The sequence below is a fragment of the Flagellimonas aurea genome, from assembly GCF_017313785.1.
GTDB lineage: Bacteria > Bacteroidota > Bacteroidia > Flavobacteriales > Flavobacteriaceae > Flagellimonas > Flagellimonas aurea.
Window position 1 is genome coordinate 118,207 of record NZ_JAFLNL010000002.1, and the last position, 16,442, is coordinate 134,648.

A 16,442-nucleotide genomic window follows, 5' to 3' on the forward strand; every position below is an offset into this window, starting at 1 on the left:
TATCTCCCTATCCCGGTACCAAATCATCCGCCTGAACCTGAATAATTAATGGTATGCAAAACGACAAGGTTAGCATCATCATTCCCTTCAAGGATACGGCAGATTTTTTACCAGAATGCCTGGATTCCATTGTAAACCAAACTTATATCGATTGGGAAGTATTGGCTGTAAACGACCACTCTACCGATACAAGCCTTGAGCTCCTCTCCTCCTATTCCCAGAGAGATAAACGCATTAAGGTATTTCAAAATAACGGAAATGGAATAATTCCTGCGCTTCAAACAGCATTTGCACAAAGTAGTGGAGGATTTGTGACGCGAATGGATTCGGATGACATTATGGAACCAAATCGTTTGGAAGTCATGGTCAATTCTTTGATAAAATATGGAAAAGAACATGTTGCCGTAGGAAAGGTGAAATATTTTTCGAACAGAGGCATCAGCAATGGTTATCAACGTTATGAAGAATGGCTGAATCAATTAACATCCACCGGAAACAATTTTGAAGAGATTTATAAAGAATGCGTCATCCCCTCACCCTGTTGGATGGTCTATCGAAGCGATTTTGAACAATCCAAAGGGTTTGAACCAAAACGATACCCCGAAGATTACGATCTAACATTTCGATTTTACGAACATGGCTTCAAAATTATTCCCTGCGACCAAGTATTGCATCTCTGGCGTGATTACGACACCCGAACTTCACGCACCCACGAGCACTACGCCCAAAACTATTTTTTGGACATCAAACTGCACTATTTTCTAAAACTAGATTATGATAAAAACCGCCCTTTAGTGGTTTGGGGCGCAGGATTCAAAGGGAAAAAGATTGCCAAAGGATTAAAAAAACAGGGGTTGGATTTTATCTGGTTGTGCGACAACACAAAAAAAATAGGCAAAAAAATCTACGGAAAAGAACTTGTCCATTTTGAAGCTTTGCAGAGTTTGAAGAACCCGCAGAGCATCATAACGGTGGCCAACGAGAATGCACAGCACGAAATCCGCAGTTATTTTTCAGAATTGGGCCAACTCCCAATGCAAGATTACTTCTTCTTTTGTTAGACTTTGCGTGTCCAATGATTGCTGAAGTTTGAAATCAGAATGTTTTAATGCCTATCTTTGACCAAGAAATGTTGGGAATGCAGTTTAAACATCCAGAAATTCTTTGGGCACTTTTTCTTCTAGTCATACCCATTTTAATCCATTTATTTCAGTTACGGCGCTTTACCAAAACCCCGTTTACCAATGTGGCCATGTTGCAAAAGGTGGTTTCGGAATCCAGAAAAAGTAATACCCTGAAAAAGTGGTTGTTGCTGATTACCAGATTGTTGTTGTTTGCTGCCATCATTATAGCATTTGCCCAACCTTTTATCGCCACAAACACTGCGCTTCAGAAAAAGGAGACCGTAGTGTATCTCGACGATTCCTTTAGTATGCAGGCCAAAAACAATGGTATTTCACTTTTGGAAAAAGCTGTACAGGACTTCATTAAAAATATTGGAGCAGATACAGAATTCAGTCTGTTTACCAACGAAAAAACCTTTAGCAATGTAAGGGTTTCCGATATCCAGAACTCATTGTTATCATTGACTTTCTCGCACAAGCAATTGAATCTGAACGAAATTGGTCTTAAGGCCAATACTTTATTTTCACAAAATCAGGGTACGGTAAAAAACCTGATTGTAATCTCCGATTTTCAAGAAAGAATATCCGTAGCAAACCCCGAATTGGATTCTAGGCTGCAAGTTCATTTTGTTCCTCTGCAAGCGCGGGAGCTCCAAAATATATCCATTGATTCCGTTTTTGTTGATGATGCCCTGAACGACCAATCCACATTAAAGGTATTTTTAACGGGTGGTAACGAGGATGAGGCCCTGCCCATTTCTCTTTATAATGACGATGAACTGATTGCTAAAACGGCAGCAAAATTTAAATCGAACGGGGACGGTGAAGTCGAATTTACCATTCCAACCAATGAGGCGCTGAACGGACGCTTGAGTATTATTGATAATTCTTTGGGGTACGACAATCGTTTTTATTTTAATATCAATTCCAAAGAGAAAATAAAAGTGCTGGCCATCAGCGCATCGGATAGTGATTATTTGAACCGCTTATTCCGTGGCAATGAGTTCGATTTCCAGAAATATCGACTGAATCAATTGGACTATAGTAGTTTGGGAGATCAGAATGTAGTGATTTTAGATGCTCAATTGTCAATCCCGACCAGTCTTCAGAATATACTGCGTACATTTAAAAATGATGGGGGTACTTTGATTATTGTTCCATCAAAAAACAGTGACATTTCATCGTACAACAGTTTATTGTCAAGTTTATCCAGCACGCAATTTCAAGAAAAAGTAGTGGCCGATGTGCAATTGACCTCGATAACCTTTGAACATCCATTGTACCGCAATGTTTTTGAGAAGGAAGTTACCAATTTTCAATACCCATCGGTAAAGGAATATTTCAAAATACAGACCAGTCTACCTACTGCGTTGTCCTTGAGCGGTGGAGATTCATTTTTGGTCGGGAACAATGGATTGTATGTGTTTACAGTGCCGTTGGAGTTAGAAAATTCAAATTTTATCAACTCACCATTGATTGTGCCCACCTTTTACAATATGGCACAATCCAGTTTGCAAATGCCACAGACATATCAAACCCTTGGCAAACCCAACACAGTGGATATTTCGGCGGAAATCGGAAACGATGACATCTTGAAGGTAGCTAAAGATGGTTATGAGTTTATCCCTCTGCAGCAGACATTCCCACATCGGGTCCGTGTTTCTTTTGATCAAAACCCTACGGAAGATGGAATTTACTCCGTACTCCAAAATCAACAAGTTTTACAAAATATAAGTTTTAATTATCCACGGACGGAAAGCCAGCTCAAATATCTGGATATCGGTTCGTTGGAAAATATGAATTCCATGGATTCCATTCCGGAGCTGTTCGAATATCTAGAAGCGGAGAACAACATTACAGCTTATTGGAAATGGTTTGTTATTTTAGCGTTGCTTCTGGCGCTGATAGAGGTACTCATTCAAAAAATTGTTACATGAACATTCTGCTGAAGTCTGCAAAAATTGTATGCCCAGAGAACAAGGACCTACACTTAAAAAAACGCGATATCCTTATAAAAAAAGGAGTAATCGATAAAATTGGTGCTACTATTGAAGCCCCTGGCAGTGTAAAAGTGTTGGAAAAGGAGAACCTTCACGTCTCATTGGGTTGGTTCGATAGCAGTGTGGCGTTCGGTGAGCCGGGTTTTGAAGAAAGGGAGACCATTACCAACGGATTGTTTACAGCGGGCAAAAGTGGTTTTACAGATATTGTGCTCAACCCCAATACGCATCCCGTCCCCGATACAAGCTCTGACGTTGTGTTTTTTAAAGAACGTGGACAGGGTAAGGCAACCAAAATCCACCCATTGGGAACTCTGACCAAAAATGCAGAGGGGATTGATTTGGCCGAGCTTTTTGATATGAGAAACGCTGGTGCAGTTGCTTTCTTTGATTTCAAAAAACAAATCTCGAATCCCAATTTGCTCAAAATAGCTTTGCTATATGCCCAAAACTTTGATGGGTTGGTCTATTCGTTCCCACAAGATGGTGACATCAAAGGAAAAGGTGTGGCCAATGAAGGGGAAGTGTCCACAAAACTTGGCTTAAAGGGAATTCCTGCATTAGCGGAGGAATTACAGATTGCACGTGACCTTTTTATCCTAGAATATACTGGGGGAAAACTGCATATCCCTACAATTTCGTCGGCAGGTTCGGTAAAACTTATTGCCGAAGCCAAGAAAAAAGGGCTGGACGTTTCTTGTAGTGTAGCGGTACACAATCTATTTTTTTCAGATGAAACTTTAGTGGAGTTTGATACGCATTTTAAGGTTTCCCCCCCCCTGCGCACAAAATCAGATTGCAAAGCTTTGATCAAAGGGGTGAAGAATGGAACTATAGATTTTGTGACTTCGGACCACACACCTATTGATGTAGAGCACAAACGCGTAGAATTTGACAACGCAAAAAATGGTAGCCTAGGTCTGGAGTCTGCATTTGGTTGTTTGAATACCATTTTTGAACTGGACGAAACCATCACATTGTTGACCAAGGGAAGGTCTCGATATCAAATAGAGTCTCCAAAACTGGAAGAAGGCGCCAAGGCTTGCTTAACACTCTTCAATCCGGAGGGAGAACATCTTTTTGGAACAGGGGACATTCTTTCTACATCAAAAAACAGTATGTTCGTAGGTGCTACCTTAAAGGGTAAGGTTTACGGAATCATCAATAACGACCTAAGTACTTTGTAATGAGCGACCCATCTGCCCCAGGGAAAACTGCTGCCGTAGTAGCTTATATTACCATTGTTGGCTGCTTGATTGCCATCACCATGAACATTGAAGAAAAAAATGAATATGCCCGTTTCCATATTCGGCAAGCATTTGGCATACATGTCCTTTTTCATGCCCTGGCCATTTTAATGACCTATGCGGGCTATGCATATTTGGCCATACCGGTTTATCTTTTTTATTTTGTGATTTGGATTTTTGGCTTTTTACAAGCCCTTAACGATAAACTTAAACCATTGCCAATAGTGGGTAAGTATTTTCAAAAGTGGTTCACATTCATATCCTAAACTAACATCATGTCCCTTAAAACCCTATCACTAGAATATCTGCTAAGACCTTCGGCCAAAGTTTCTGGTAAAATTCCGGCACTTTTTATGTTCCATGGTTACGGCAGCAACGAAGAGGACCTATTCTCTTTCGCCTCTGAACTTCCAGAGGAATTAATGGTGATTTCGGTTAGGGCACCATATAACCTTGAACCTTTTGGACACGCGTGGTATGCCATCAATTTTGATGCTGAACAGGGTAAGTGGAGCGATGATGAGCAGGCCAAGGAATCTAGGGGAAAAATTGTTCAATTTATAGATGAGGCCATTGAAGCTTACAACCTTGATAAAGAAAATATAACCCTTTTAGGATTCAGCCAAGGAACCATTTTGAGTTATTCCGTAGCATTGTCCTACCCTGAAAAGGTGAAAAATGTTATCGCGTTGAGCGGATACATCAATGAAAATATTTTGGTTGATGATTATGCCAAAAAAGACCATAGCAAGTTGAATTTTTATGCTTCACACGGTCAGGTGGACCAAGTAATTCCTTTGGAATGGGCCCAAAAATCACCAGATTTCTTGAAAAAATTGAATATTTCAACAACTTATGAGGAGTTTCCTGTGGGACATGGTGTTTCCCAGCAGAATTTTTTCTCGTTCAAAAAATGGTTGGAGGGACATATTTAAAAGTGAATCCTCTAAATCTAATATTCCTGCGGGGCGTAGAGCAAATGCTCTGCCAACGTAAAGTCTACGCTCAAATCATCCTTTAGTTCATACTTAATAATAAGGTCTCCCCAATATTTACCATCGGAAAAATCGGCCAGAATCCATTTGTGGTTCAATACTTTGATTTTGTTGATTTTAAAATCACTTTCCATGCCTTCGTAAGGAATCAAAGGATTGTCGCCTTTTCGTTCGTTGGTTTCCAATAACTTATCCTGGATATAGAGTGAAGGGTTTTCCAGGTTCAGGTGGTCATAATACGCCAAAGCATCGTCATTGTTCTCCAAGGTAAAGTATTGCATGTCCAATACCTTTAAATGCATGGTCTGCAAAGAATCCTCTAGCTTCACCACCTCTTGTTCTAGTTGTTTTACATCTGATATCAATGCTTTTTGCATATTATTTCCCGTCACAAACTGGAAAAGTGCCAATAATGCGGCGAAAACGAATAGGTATAGGAATATATTTCTCTTCATCAAATCTAAATTTTGATCTTTAGGTTATCGTAGGCCAAATGTATGTTTTTGGGGAGACTTTTTTCTACTTCTTCATGAAATCCCAACAAAGCGCTTATGTGCGTAAAATAGGTCTGCTCCGCCCCTACTTTTTTGGCAAAATCCAAAGCTTCTTCCAAATTAAAATGAGAATGATGTGGCTCGATACGCAGTGCGTTTATTACCAATACTTTGGCTCCCTTCATTTTTTTTATCTCCTCCTCTTCTACCCGTTTCACATCCGTCATATAGATAAATTCTCCAAAACGGTAACCAAAAACCTGTAGTCTGTTGTGAAAGGCTTCAATGGGCACCACATCCAAATTCCCTAATGGGATTTTCATATTTTTATCGACTTCATTTACCTGAACAGCTGGAGCACCGGGATATCGGTCTTCGTCCGCAAAAATATAGTCGAACCGTTTTTTTAAGGATTGAATTACCCTAGGATGGGCATAAATTGGAATATCTCCCTGTCTAAAGAAAAAAGGACGTATATCATCCATACCTGCCGTATGGTCCGCATGTTCATGGGTGAACAGAATGCCATCCAACTGATCTATGGGATTGGCAAGCATTTGTTGTCTAAAATCCGGCCCGCAATCAATTACATAATTGTAGTTGTTCCATGAAATCAATACAGAAACACGTAGTCTTTTATCCCTCGGGTCCTTGCTCAGGCATACGGGATGATTGCTCCCGATTACAGGAATCCCCTGCGAAGTTCCCGTACCCAAAAAAGTAATGGTCATCTGATCATCCATTAATTTCAAAATTATAACTTATTTATTTAATAGATTGATTGAAGAGTGTAACTTTGTTTCATCTTAAAATTTGGATATGCCTACCGTACCAAGCAAAGAAAATGCTTTTGAAAATATTCCTTCCATAAAGGCCAAAACCCTTAGGATAAACTTAAATCGTGATATTTACGGAACCTTTGCCGAAATTGGTGCAGGACAGGAAACCGCTAGGCATTTTTTTAGGGCCGGTGGAGCCTCTGGGACCATTGCAAAAGCGATGAGTGCTTACGACAAATCCTTTAGTGATGCTATTTACGGTATTGAGGAAGACGGGCGCTACGTGACCCAATCCCGATTAAAGAAAATGCTGGACCACGAAATGCGTTTGGTCGAGGAACGGATAAGCAGGGACAGCAATCCGGATTATCTATTTTTTAGCTACGCCAATACGGTAGCCACCATAGATTTTTCCAAGAGATATAAAGGACATGGATGGGTTGGACTACGTTTTCAATTAGACCCCGACCAAAAGGAGTATGATGAGATTGTACTCCATATCCGTTTTAAGCAAAATGAAGCAAGATTACAGCAAGAAACACTTGGAATACTTGGTGTTAACCTGATTTATGGGGCATTTTTCAAATTCCACAAACCAAGAAAACTTTTAAAATACCTATATGATCATATTGACCAAGATACGTTGGAAATTGATATGATCAACTTTACCGGGCCCAATTTTGCCGATGTCGATAACCGTTTGATGAGCCTTCAGCTTATTAAAAACGATATGACGGATGCTGTAATGTTTGGACCTGATGGCAACAACTTGTTGCCAGCTGCCGTCCTTTACAAGAAAAATATCTTGGCCCTTCGCGGTAGTTTCAGGCCTGTTACCAAGGTGAATATGGATATGTTCCAGAAATCGTACGATATTTTCATCAGGGAACAAACGGTGGACATGGAAAATGCCATCGTTGTGTTTGAGATAACATTATCCAACCTCAAGGCCTCGGGCGAAATTGACGAACAAGATTTTATGGATCGGGCCGAACTGCTCTGCTCCCTTGGCCATACCGTATTGATATCCAAGTTCCAGGAATACTATAAACTTGTAGAATACTTTAATAACTACACCAAGGCTAAAATTGGTTTAACAATGGGCGTCAATAACTTGGTGGATGTATTCGATGAAAAATATTACCGTCACTTGAGTGGTGGTATTTTGGAGGCATTCGGTAAATTGTTCTTCAAGGATTTGAAGGTTTACCTATACCCAATGAAGGATCCCGAAACTGGACAAGTGTTGACCAGTAACAACGTAAAGGTCCACCCAAGGATGAAGGAATTATACAAGTTCTTCAAGTACAACGGTAAGGTGATGGATATTATCGACTACGATCCTGATGTGTTGCATATTTTCTCAAGGGATGTTCTCAAGAAAATCATCAATAAAGATGAAGGCTGGGAAAAGGAATTACCGGAGGGTATTGCTGAAATAATAAAAGAAAAGAACCTATTCACTAGAAAAGTTCTGGAAGAGAAAGAATAAGAAAAGGCGCTAATGTAGCGCCTTTTTAGTTTTTAAAATATGAATTCGAGCGCAGTCGAAAATTTTAAATTTTCTGTTTCAAGACATCTCGACTGCGCTCGATGTGACAGATGGTTCGTTTTTTAGGCCAATATCTGTGCTGCGTGATCTTTGGTCTTCACTTTTTCGATAACATTTTCCACCACACCCTCTCCATCAATAACAAAAGTGGTTCGGTGAATGCCATCATATTCCCTACCCATAAATTTTTTGGGACCCCAAACACCAAAGGTGTTGATCACGGTATGGTCCTCATCGGCCAATAACGGGAAGGGAAATTCGTACTTGTTCTTAAAATTGGATTGTTTCTTTTCCGAATCTGCGCTTACACCCAAGAGTTCATAGCCTTGTGCTTGTAATTCCTTATAATTGTCACGGAGATTACAGGCTTCTGCCGTACAACCAGGAGTGTTTGCTTTGGGGTAGAAAAAAACGACCAATTTTTTTCCTTTGTAATCACTTAGATTAATTGTGTTGCCATCTTGGTCTTTTGCTGAAAAATCAGGTACTTTATCTCCTACTTTTAACATATTCATGTGCGTTGCTCTTGAATTAATTGTTTAATATTTACACAATCAAAGTTAAACAAATATGACCAAACAAGAAAAGGTTGATTTTACCATTAAAACCTTGGATGATTTATATCCTACCATTCCCATTCCCTTAGATCATAAAGACCCTTATACTCTATTGATTGCTGTATTGTTATCTGCCCAAAGCACTGATGTTCGGGTCAATCAAATCACACCCTTATTGTTTGAAAGAGCGGATAACCCCTTTGACATGGTAAAACTTTCAGAGGAGGAAATCAGGGAAATCATCAAGCCAGTAGGCCTGTCCCCTATGAAATCAAAGGGAATTTATGGACTTTCCAAAATTTTGATAGAAAAGTATAATGGTGAAGTTCCAAGGAATATTTCCCTATTGGAAGAATTGCCTGCCGTGGGACATAAGACCGCCAGTGTTGTGGTATCCCAAGCCTTTGGAATTCCTGCCTTTCCTGTAGACACCCATATTCATAGGTTGATGTACCGTTGGGGGTTCAGTAATGGAAAAAATGTGGTCCAAACAGAGCGCGATGCCAAGCGATTGTTCCCGGAGGAAATCTGGAACAGATTGCACCTTCAAATAATTTGGTACGGCCGTGAATACTCGCCTGCCAGGGGTTGGGATTTGGAAAAGGACATTATCACCAAGACGATTGGGAGAAAAACCGTGATCAACGAATATTACAAAAACAAAAAGAGCCGCTAATTGCGGCTCTTTTCGTCAGTTTGATCCTTAAATTAATTCAATGTTACTTCAAACTGGTGTTTTTTGTAGTCAACTACATGAATCGATTTTGAAAAGCTAAGCAAGAAATCAACAGTTTTCTGGCTCGCTTTTACCGTTTTTACGGATTTTTGTTCTTCAGAGTAAATGTTTTCCATATTCTAGCGTAAGTAATTGTTTCCATTATATAACGGCGCTAGATTGGAATTATTGCGGACTTCGACGTAATGCTCGATTAATTCGTTAAAACGATATTCTTGCGCTCAACAATCTTTCTTAGGTTGATAAGGGCATATCGCATTCTTCCCAAAGCTGTATTGATGCTTACGTTGGTGTTCTCGGATATTTCCTTAAAGCTCATATCCTTGTAAATACGCATGATCAATACCTCTCTTTGGTCATCTGGCAACTCATCTATCAAAAGGGTAAGATCGCTTTCTATTTGATCTTTGATGATTTGCTTTTCGGCGTTCAACTTCTCATCGTGTATAACCGAAAAGATATTGAAATCGTCGCTGCCCTCGAATTTGGGCATTCTTTTGTTTTTACGGAAGTGGTCTATCACCAAATTGTGTGCAATACGCATCACCCAAGGTAAAAATTTACCTTCCTCGCTATATCTTCCTTTCTTCAAGGTTTTGATAACCTTTATAAAGGTGTCCTGGAAGATGTCCTCTGCGACATCTCTGTCCAAAACTTTGCTATAAATAAAGCTGGTGATTCTTTGGTTGTGCCTGTTGATAAGAATTTCAAGAGCCTTCTCGTCTCCGTCAATGTAGTTCTTTACTAAAATCGAGTCATTAATCTGTAGCTGTTCCATACAAATTACTTTTTTTGGGTTAAAATCACAGTCCTCCCTTTACCAAGAAAGACATTAGTTATTCAGTTTTTAATCTTTAAAAAAGTAATTATTCTGTATAGGCCTATCAGGATTTTAATTACACTTCAAATATAGATAAATAGCTAGGCGATCTAAAAATCTATGTTGTGAGTTGACGATTTTTATATGTTAACTGATGCAATATACGTATTAAGTGTGGCGTATCGTATCTTTGAGACCCTAATTTTAACGAATGGCAATCAATATAAACGTAGATCCCAAGCAGAATATTATCATAAAGGGTGCCAAACTGCATAACCTTAAAAACATAGATGTGGTCATCCCAAGGAATAAATTGGTGGTTATCACAGGTTTATCAGGTTCAGGGAAGTCCAGTTTAGCTTTTGATACTTTGTATGCCGAAGGCCAGCGTAGGTACGTGGAGAGTCTTTCCTCCTATGCTCGCCAGTTTTTGGGCAAACTGGATAAACCGAAGGTAGACTATATTAAAGGTATAGCCCCCGCCATTGCCATTGAACAAAAAGTAAACTCCACCAATCCAAGGTCTACTGTTGGGACGACTACCGAAATATACGACTACTTAAAGTTGTTGTATGCAAGAATCGGGAAGACCATATCCCCTATTTCTGGCAAGGAAGTAAAAAAACATACCGTTACCGATGTCATTAATTATATAAAGGAACTTAACGAAAGGGACAAACTCCTATTGTTGGCGCCTATCGTTATTACTGAAGAACGGGAACCTTTGAAATCGTTGGAGCTGTTCTCCAAGCAAGGATATGCGCGTATCAAATACAACGGAGAAGTTATTAGAATCGACCAAGTTCCCGAAGATATCGGTAGGGAATTCGACCTTGTTGTGGATCGTATTATTGTAAAGGATGATGAAGACTTTTACAACCGTTTGGCCAATGCAGTTGACAATGCCTTTTTTGAAGGAAAGGGCCAGTGCGCCATTGAAAACCTTCAAACGGGTGAAATAAAAACGTTCAGTAACCAATTTGAGCTGGATGGAATGAAGTTTTTGGAGCCGAACGTTCATTTGTTCAGTTTCAACAATCCATACGGAGCTTGCCCCAAGTGTGAAGGATACGGTGATGTTATCGGTATTGATGAAGATTTGGTGATTCCTAACACGGCCCTATCCGTTTATGAAAATGCAATTTTTCCATGGCGTGGCGAAAGTATGGCCTGGTACCGAGATCAGTTGGTGAATGCTGCTTATAAATTTGATTTTCCAATTCACAAGCCTTGGTTTGAACTTTCCGAAGAGCAAAAACAATTGGTCTGGGACGGGAACGAACATTTTATAGGAATCACTAAATTTTTTGAGCAGCTAGAAGAAAAAAGCTATAAGATACAGAACAGGGTGATGCTTTCCCGTTACCGAGGCAAAACAAAATGTACTGTCTGTAAAGGAAAACGACTGCGCAAAGAAGCTGATTATGTTAAAGTAGGTGGCAAATCCATTTCAGATTTGATCGAACTGCCCATCAACCAGATAATGCCGTTTTTTGAAGCATTGCAGCTTTCCGAACACGATACCTCTATTGCCAAAAGATTATTGACCGAAATCACAACGCGGTTGGACTTTTTGGAGAAGGTAGGCCTCAGTTACCTTACTCTAAACAGAAAATCCAACACACTTTCAGGAGGGGAAAGCCAACGTATCAATTTGGCGACTTCTTTAGGTAGTAGCTTGGTAGGTTCCATGTATATTTTGGACGAACCCAGTATTGGATTGCACCCACGCGACACCGAAAATTTGATTGAGGTCTTAAAATCGCTTCGGGACTTGGGCAACACCGTTATTGTGGTAGAGCATGACGAGGATATAATGAAGGCTGCTGATGAAATCATCGATATTGGACCAGAAGCAGGAACCTTGGGCGGAAACGTAGTGGCCACGGGAAATTGGGAAACTATCCTTCAATCGGATTCATTAACGGCTTCCTATCTTAATGGAACCATGGAGATTCCAGTCCCTAAAGAGCGTAGGAATTCCAAACATTATATTCAGATTAAGGGTGCACGCGAAAACAACCTAAAAAATATAGATGTTACCTTTCCATTGAATGTGCTTACGGTAATCACCGGAGTATCAGGAAGCGGAAAAAGTACCTTGGTCAGAAAAATACTTTATCCTTCTATATTGAAGGAAACAGGCGGATACGGAGAAAAAGCAGGTCAATTCTCTGCAATGGAAGGCAAGTTTTCCCATATTAAACACGTGGAGTTTGTGGACCAGAATCCTATTGGCCGTTCCTCACGGTCCAACCCTGTCACCTATATCAAGGCCTACGATGACATCCGAAGTCTGTTCGCTTCACAAAAGCTAAGTAAACTACGAGGCTATCAAGCCAAACATTTCTCGTTTAATGTTGATGGTGGCCGCTGCGAAAAATGCAAGGGCGAAGGCGAGATTACAGTAGAGATGCAATTTATGGCCGATGTACACTTGGAGTGTGATGCTTGTGATGGAAAACGTTTCAAAAAGGATATCCTAGAAGTACAGTTTGAAGGAAAGAACATTGACGACATCCTTAACATGACCATTGATGATGCCGTTGAGCATTTTTCAATCCACCAACAAGACAAAATCGTAAACAAGTTAAAACCTTTGCAAGATGTCGGATTAGGTTATGTTGCTTTGGGGCAGTCCTCCTCTACCCTTTCTGGTGGTGAGGCACAGCGGATAAAACTTGCTTCGTTTTTGGTAAAAGGACACACTAAGGAAAAGGCATTGTTCATTTTTGATGAGCCAACGACCGGACTTCACTTCCACGACATTAAAAAACTACTTAAATCCTTTGATGAACTGATAGACAAAGGACATTCTGTAATTGTGATCGAACATAATATGGAACTCGTAAAATGTGCCGATTACATCATCGACCTTGGTCTTGAAGGAGGCGATAAAGGTGGAACTTTAGTGGTTGAAGGAACTCCCGAGGAAATTATAAAAAATAAAGAATCGTACACAGCTAAATATGTAAAGGAAAAGTTATAGGGATAGTTCTATTTTTTCAAAAAACATACAATCAATTCCTATCCAAAAATTGGTGTTTTATACCAAGGTGTATAAAAATCGATTAGTTCATAACGTGCATATATCAATTCATTTGGGGCATCCGTCAATTGACCTAGTAAATAATTAGGTCGATTCCTTAATATTGTGGGTTAGAACTCAACTCATATAGCCATGCTCTTTTCCAAATCATCCCCCGTAAAGAAACACGACTTCCTACTTGTGTTTTTTATTCTAGTTGGTATTATCTCGGTTTTGTTTGATAATGCAGCCAAAAAATACCAATTTCAAGAATCCACGGATTTTAAAGCAGGTATTTCGGATGAAGAATCTCTGAATACCATAACAAGGTCTTTGGGGGCTGAAAACGCCTTTGTTCCGAGAATTGCTATAACATTGGGAAGCAGCACCTTGACGCCCTACAACGATTCTCCAGGTTGTACCACCATACGATATGCGATATGAGTGTTCAATACAAGTACAAATAATGAATCCTTTGATGGAAACAATATTGTAATAGACATGGGGCCGGATATTGTTTACACGGAACAATTATATCAATGGTAAAAAGAAAAGAGGGGAAAAGAGATTGGTGAGCTTAAAAATTTACAAGGCCACCAAAAAGGATGATGGTACATAGGGCAATGTCGTGGTACTTCCCTTTAACGATGATTCTTATTCAACAGCACAACCAGCACTGAACAATGAAGAAACAAAGCTCTACTTTTCTTCCAACATGGAAGGTACTTTGGGCGGATCGGATATCTGGTATGTGGATATTCTAGAGAATGGAAGCTTATGGCAAACCAGTGAACATAGGGCCGGAAATAAATACACAAGAGCGTGAAACGTTTCCTTTTATAAGCGATAAAAATAAACTCTTCTTTTCCAGTGATGGTCATATTGAACTTAGGGGCTTGGATATTTTCATGGCATCTTTTAATGATGGGATGGGCTATTGGAACATTCAAAACCTAGGTCAATCGATAAACTCCAATTAGAATGATTTTGGATTTATTGTTCACGAAGAAGAAAAAACAGGTTACTTTTCCTCCAACAGAGGAGGTAGTGGCAGCAGTAGTTTTGATGATATAAAACTGTAAACCTGTTGTATATGGTGCCGTTACGGATGCCAAAACAGGAAAGCCTTTGGAAGGTCCAATAGTATATTTAATAGACAAGGGCAATAAAATCGTATCACAACAAATCACCGAACAGAATGGCAATTATGCATTTGAAGAAAGCATAGCTTGCGAAAATCAATATGTAGTAAGGGCTTCCAATGATGAAAAGGAATATCAACCCTTGGAAAAAGTGATAAGCACACCCTCAGGTTCAATGTCTTTACAAGTTGATCTAACCCTTGTTCCGCCCGATTGTCCTGTGAATGATCTAGGATGCAGATTGGATCTACAACCTATTTATTTTGACTTTGACAAACACAATATAGGTTCAGATGCTGAGGTAGAATTGGCCAAAATACTGCAGGCCATGAAACAATATACTCAATTAAAGATGCACATAGAATCACATACTGATTCGAGGGGCGATGACAGTTACAACATGCAACTGTCGGAAAGAAGGGCAAAATCTACTCTTGAATGGTATGTAGAAAAGGGTATTGACCGAAATAGATTGACTTCAAAGGGATATGGGTAAAACACAACTGATCAATGAATGCGACAATGACGCAAATTGTACGCAAGAGGCACACCAATTAAACCGAAGGTCAATGTTTATTATTCAGAAATAAGTCTTAATACACTAATTTTTTACTGATAATCAGCATGTTACATTTTTTGGCACGCTGATTGCTTTATACAGGGTGGATGTAAATAGTTGCATCTAGAACTTAAAACCTTGTAGTATGAAAAAGTTAGTACTCATTATAGCAGCAGTGGTTTTCGGAATACCAAGTATTCAAGCAGAAACAACCAATTCAATGGTTGATGCCACAAATTACAATTATGGAAACTCCTTCATTTTTGTGGAAGATGGTGTTACATTTTCCGTATACCCAGATGGTGAGTTTGATTTTTATATCGACAACAGGGTTAATGTAGGGGTTGGAGCCCAGATTGGAAATGTTGGAATCACCTTCAATTCAGGATACAACTATAACCCATTTGTACAGTACGATGATTATGGGGCCGTAATCCAAGTAGAGAACACACCTATTTTTTATGATTATTATGGACGTGTATCTCAAATCGGAAACGTAGATATCTGGTATAACAATGGTAGGGTTCGCAGAATCGGTGGATTGCATGTTTACTACAATGGTGGCGTTTTTAGTCACTATACAGGATATATCAACATTTACAACAGAGGATATGTGTACAGACCGTTCCATAGATATTTTGCAAGACCTTCAATAGGGTTCTGTAATGTATATGCAAGGCCCTATAGAAGATATTATAGACCTGTTAGATATACCTATTATGCTCCGTACAGACATAACACAAGACGTGCTTATGCCAGATTGGGTAAGGTTTACAGAAAGAATAATACCTATAGAAGGGAAAATATCTATAGAAATGACAGAAGAGTTGCTGTTAGGGACAACAGCGTTAGAAGAGCTGATTACGGTAGAAGCAATGCTACGGTTTCCAATAATTCTTCTTGGAGAGGAAATAGCAATGTGAATCGCTCCAGTAATTCTGTGCAGAGACAAAAAGTTGCCACTAGAGATTCTAGGAGCAATGCAAATAGAAAGTCGAATAATGTAACAAGATCATCTGGAAGAACAACGGCTTCCAATAATAAAGCTACAAGAGCGTCCAATAATAGGAGCTCAAGTGCAAGAAAGGTAACCTCTGGTACAAGCAGTAGAACCGTGAATCGTTCTGCCCAGAGTACTTATAGAAAGCCTCAGACCACATCGAGAACACCAAATAGGTCTGAGATTAGCAGAGGGAACTCTTCTTCAAGGAAAGCCGTTTCCAGAAGTTCCAGCCCTAGTGTTAGAAAAAGCTCTGTAAGTAGAAAGAGCAGCTCTAGGCCCAGTGTGAGCAGAAGTTCAAGTGCAAGGAAAAGTAGTGCGAGAACAAGTAGCTCCAGAGGTTCTTCCAGAAGAAACAATTAAAAATAAGTTTTTAGGTTGGTTAGTTGTTTACCCCGTAGTTGAATTT

At 39.6% G+C, this 16,442-nt stretch carries 16 protein-coding genes; 12 read left to right on the plus strand and 4 right to left on the minus strand.

Annotated features, from left to right (window positions below; genetic code table 11):
- The first annotated feature begins 53 nt into the window (after positions 1–53).
- The 5 genes from J0656_RS03985 to J0656_RS04005 are packed head-to-tail and all read left to right on the plus strand — an operon-like array spanning position 54 to position 5,306.
- On the plus strand, positions 54–1,061 hold the full coding sequence (locus J0656_RS03985; protein WP_207031716.1) for a glycosyltransferase family 2 protein: 1,008 nt from the start codon (positions 54–56) through the stop codon (positions 1,059–1,061).
- Between the two features lie 47 nt (positions 1,062–1,108).
- Complete coding sequence (locus J0656_RS03990) at positions 1,109–3,061, plus strand: BatA domain-containing protein (RefSeq protein WP_207031717.1); 1,953 nt, start codon at positions 1,109–1,111, stop codon at positions 3,059–3,061.
- Positions 3,058–4,311, plus strand: a complete 1,254-nt coding sequence (locus tag J0656_RS03995) for a dihydroorotase (RefSeq protein WP_207031718.1) — start codon at positions 3,058–3,060, stop codon at positions 4,309–4,311. Before J0656_RS03990 ends, J0656_RS03995 begins: the two co-directional genes overlap by 4 nt.
- Positions 4,311–4,637 (plus strand): hypothetical protein, encoded by a 327-nt coding sequence (locus J0656_RS04000; RefSeq protein WP_207031719.1) that lies wholly within the window; start codon positions 4,311–4,313, stop codon positions 4,635–4,637. Before J0656_RS03995 ends, J0656_RS04000 begins: the two co-directional genes overlap by 1 nt.
- Positions 4,638–4,646: 9 nt before the next feature.
- On the plus strand, positions 4,647–5,306 hold the full coding sequence (locus tag J0656_RS04005; protein ID WP_207031720.1) for an alpha/beta hydrolase: 660 nt from the start codon (positions 4,647–4,649) through the stop codon (positions 5,304–5,306).
- Positions 5,307–5,323: 17 nt separating this feature from the next.
- Here the strand turns inward: J0656_RS04005 and J0656_RS04010 are convergent, their stop codons facing one another.
- Positions 5,324–5,821, minus strand: coding sequence for a hydrolase (locus J0656_RS04010; RefSeq protein WP_207031721.1), 498 nt, complete (start codon positions 5,819–5,821; stop codon positions 5,324–5,326).
- A gap of 5 nt (positions 5,822–5,826) precedes the next feature.
- Positions 5,827–6,591, minus strand: a complete 765-nt coding sequence (locus J0656_RS04015) for an MBL fold metallo-hydrolase (protein ID WP_207032217.1) — start codon at positions 6,589–6,591, stop codon at positions 5,827–5,829.
- A gap of 88 nt (positions 6,592–6,679) precedes the next feature.
- On the opposite strand from J0656_RS04015, the gene J0656_RS04020 reads away from it, so the two are divergent.
- Positions 6,680–8,131, plus strand: a complete 1,452-nt coding sequence (locus J0656_RS04020) for a TonB-dependent receptor (protein ID WP_207031723.1) — start codon at positions 6,680–6,682, stop codon at positions 8,129–8,131.
- A gap of 122 nt (positions 8,132–8,253) precedes the next feature.
- On the opposite strand, the gene bcp is transcribed toward J0656_RS04020, so the two are convergent.
- A complete protein-coding gene (gene bcp, locus J0656_RS04025) occupies positions 8,254–8,706 on the minus strand; it encodes a thioredoxin-dependent thiol peroxidase (protein ID WP_207031725.1) in 453 nt (150 codons plus the stop codon).
- 55 nt (positions 8,707–8,761) lie between these two features.
- Between bcp and J0656_RS04030 the strand changes: the two genes are divergently transcribed.
- Positions 8,762–9,424: an endonuclease III domain-containing protein gene (locus J0656_RS04030; protein WP_207031726.1), complete on the plus strand. Its 663-nt coding sequence runs from the start codon at positions 8,762–8,764 to the stop codon at positions 9,422–9,424.
- A 253-nt stretch (positions 9,425–9,677) separates the two neighbouring features.
- Here the strand turns inward: J0656_RS04030 and J0656_RS04035 are convergent, their stop codons facing one another.
- Positions 9,678–10,262 (minus strand): RNA polymerase sigma factor, encoded by a 585-nt coding sequence (locus tag J0656_RS04035; RefSeq protein ID WP_108246137.1) that lies wholly within the window; start codon positions 10,260–10,262, stop codon positions 9,678–9,680.
- Between the two features lie 253 nt (positions 10,263–10,515).
- Here J0656_RS04035 and uvrA point away from each other — a divergent pair, with 253 nt between their 5' ends.
- From uvrA to J0656_RS04060, 5 genes are all read left to right on the plus strand, one after another.
- Positions 10,516–13,293: an excinuclease ABC subunit UvrA gene (gene uvrA / locus J0656_RS04040; RefSeq protein ID WP_207031727.1), complete on the plus strand. Its 2,778-nt coding sequence runs from the start codon at positions 10,516–10,518 to the stop codon at positions 13,291–13,293.
- A 192-nt stretch (positions 13,294–13,485) separates the two neighbouring features.
- Positions 13,486–13,776, plus strand: coding sequence for a hypothetical protein (locus J0656_RS04045; RefSeq protein ID WP_207031728.1), 291 nt, complete (start codon positions 13,486–13,488; stop codon positions 13,774–13,776).
- 184 nt (positions 13,777–13,960) lie between these two features.
- Positions 13,961–14,158: a hypothetical protein gene (locus J0656_RS04050; protein WP_207031729.1), complete on the plus strand. Its 198-nt coding sequence runs from the start codon at positions 13,961–13,963 to the stop codon at positions 14,156–14,158.
- Positions 14,159–14,460: 302 nt separating this feature from the next.
- Positions 14,461–14,970 (plus strand): OmpA family protein, encoded by a 510-nt coding sequence (locus tag J0656_RS04055; protein WP_207031730.1) that lies wholly within the window; start codon positions 14,461–14,463, stop codon positions 14,968–14,970.
- Between the two features lie 208 nt (positions 14,971–15,178).
- The gene (locus J0656_RS04060) at positions 15,179–16,396 is read left to right on the plus strand and encodes a hypothetical protein (RefSeq protein WP_207031731.1); all 1,218 of its coding nucleotides are present in this window, start codon (positions 15,179–15,181) and stop codon (positions 16,394–16,396) included.
- The last annotated feature ends 46 nt before the right edge of the window (positions 16,397–16,442 follow it).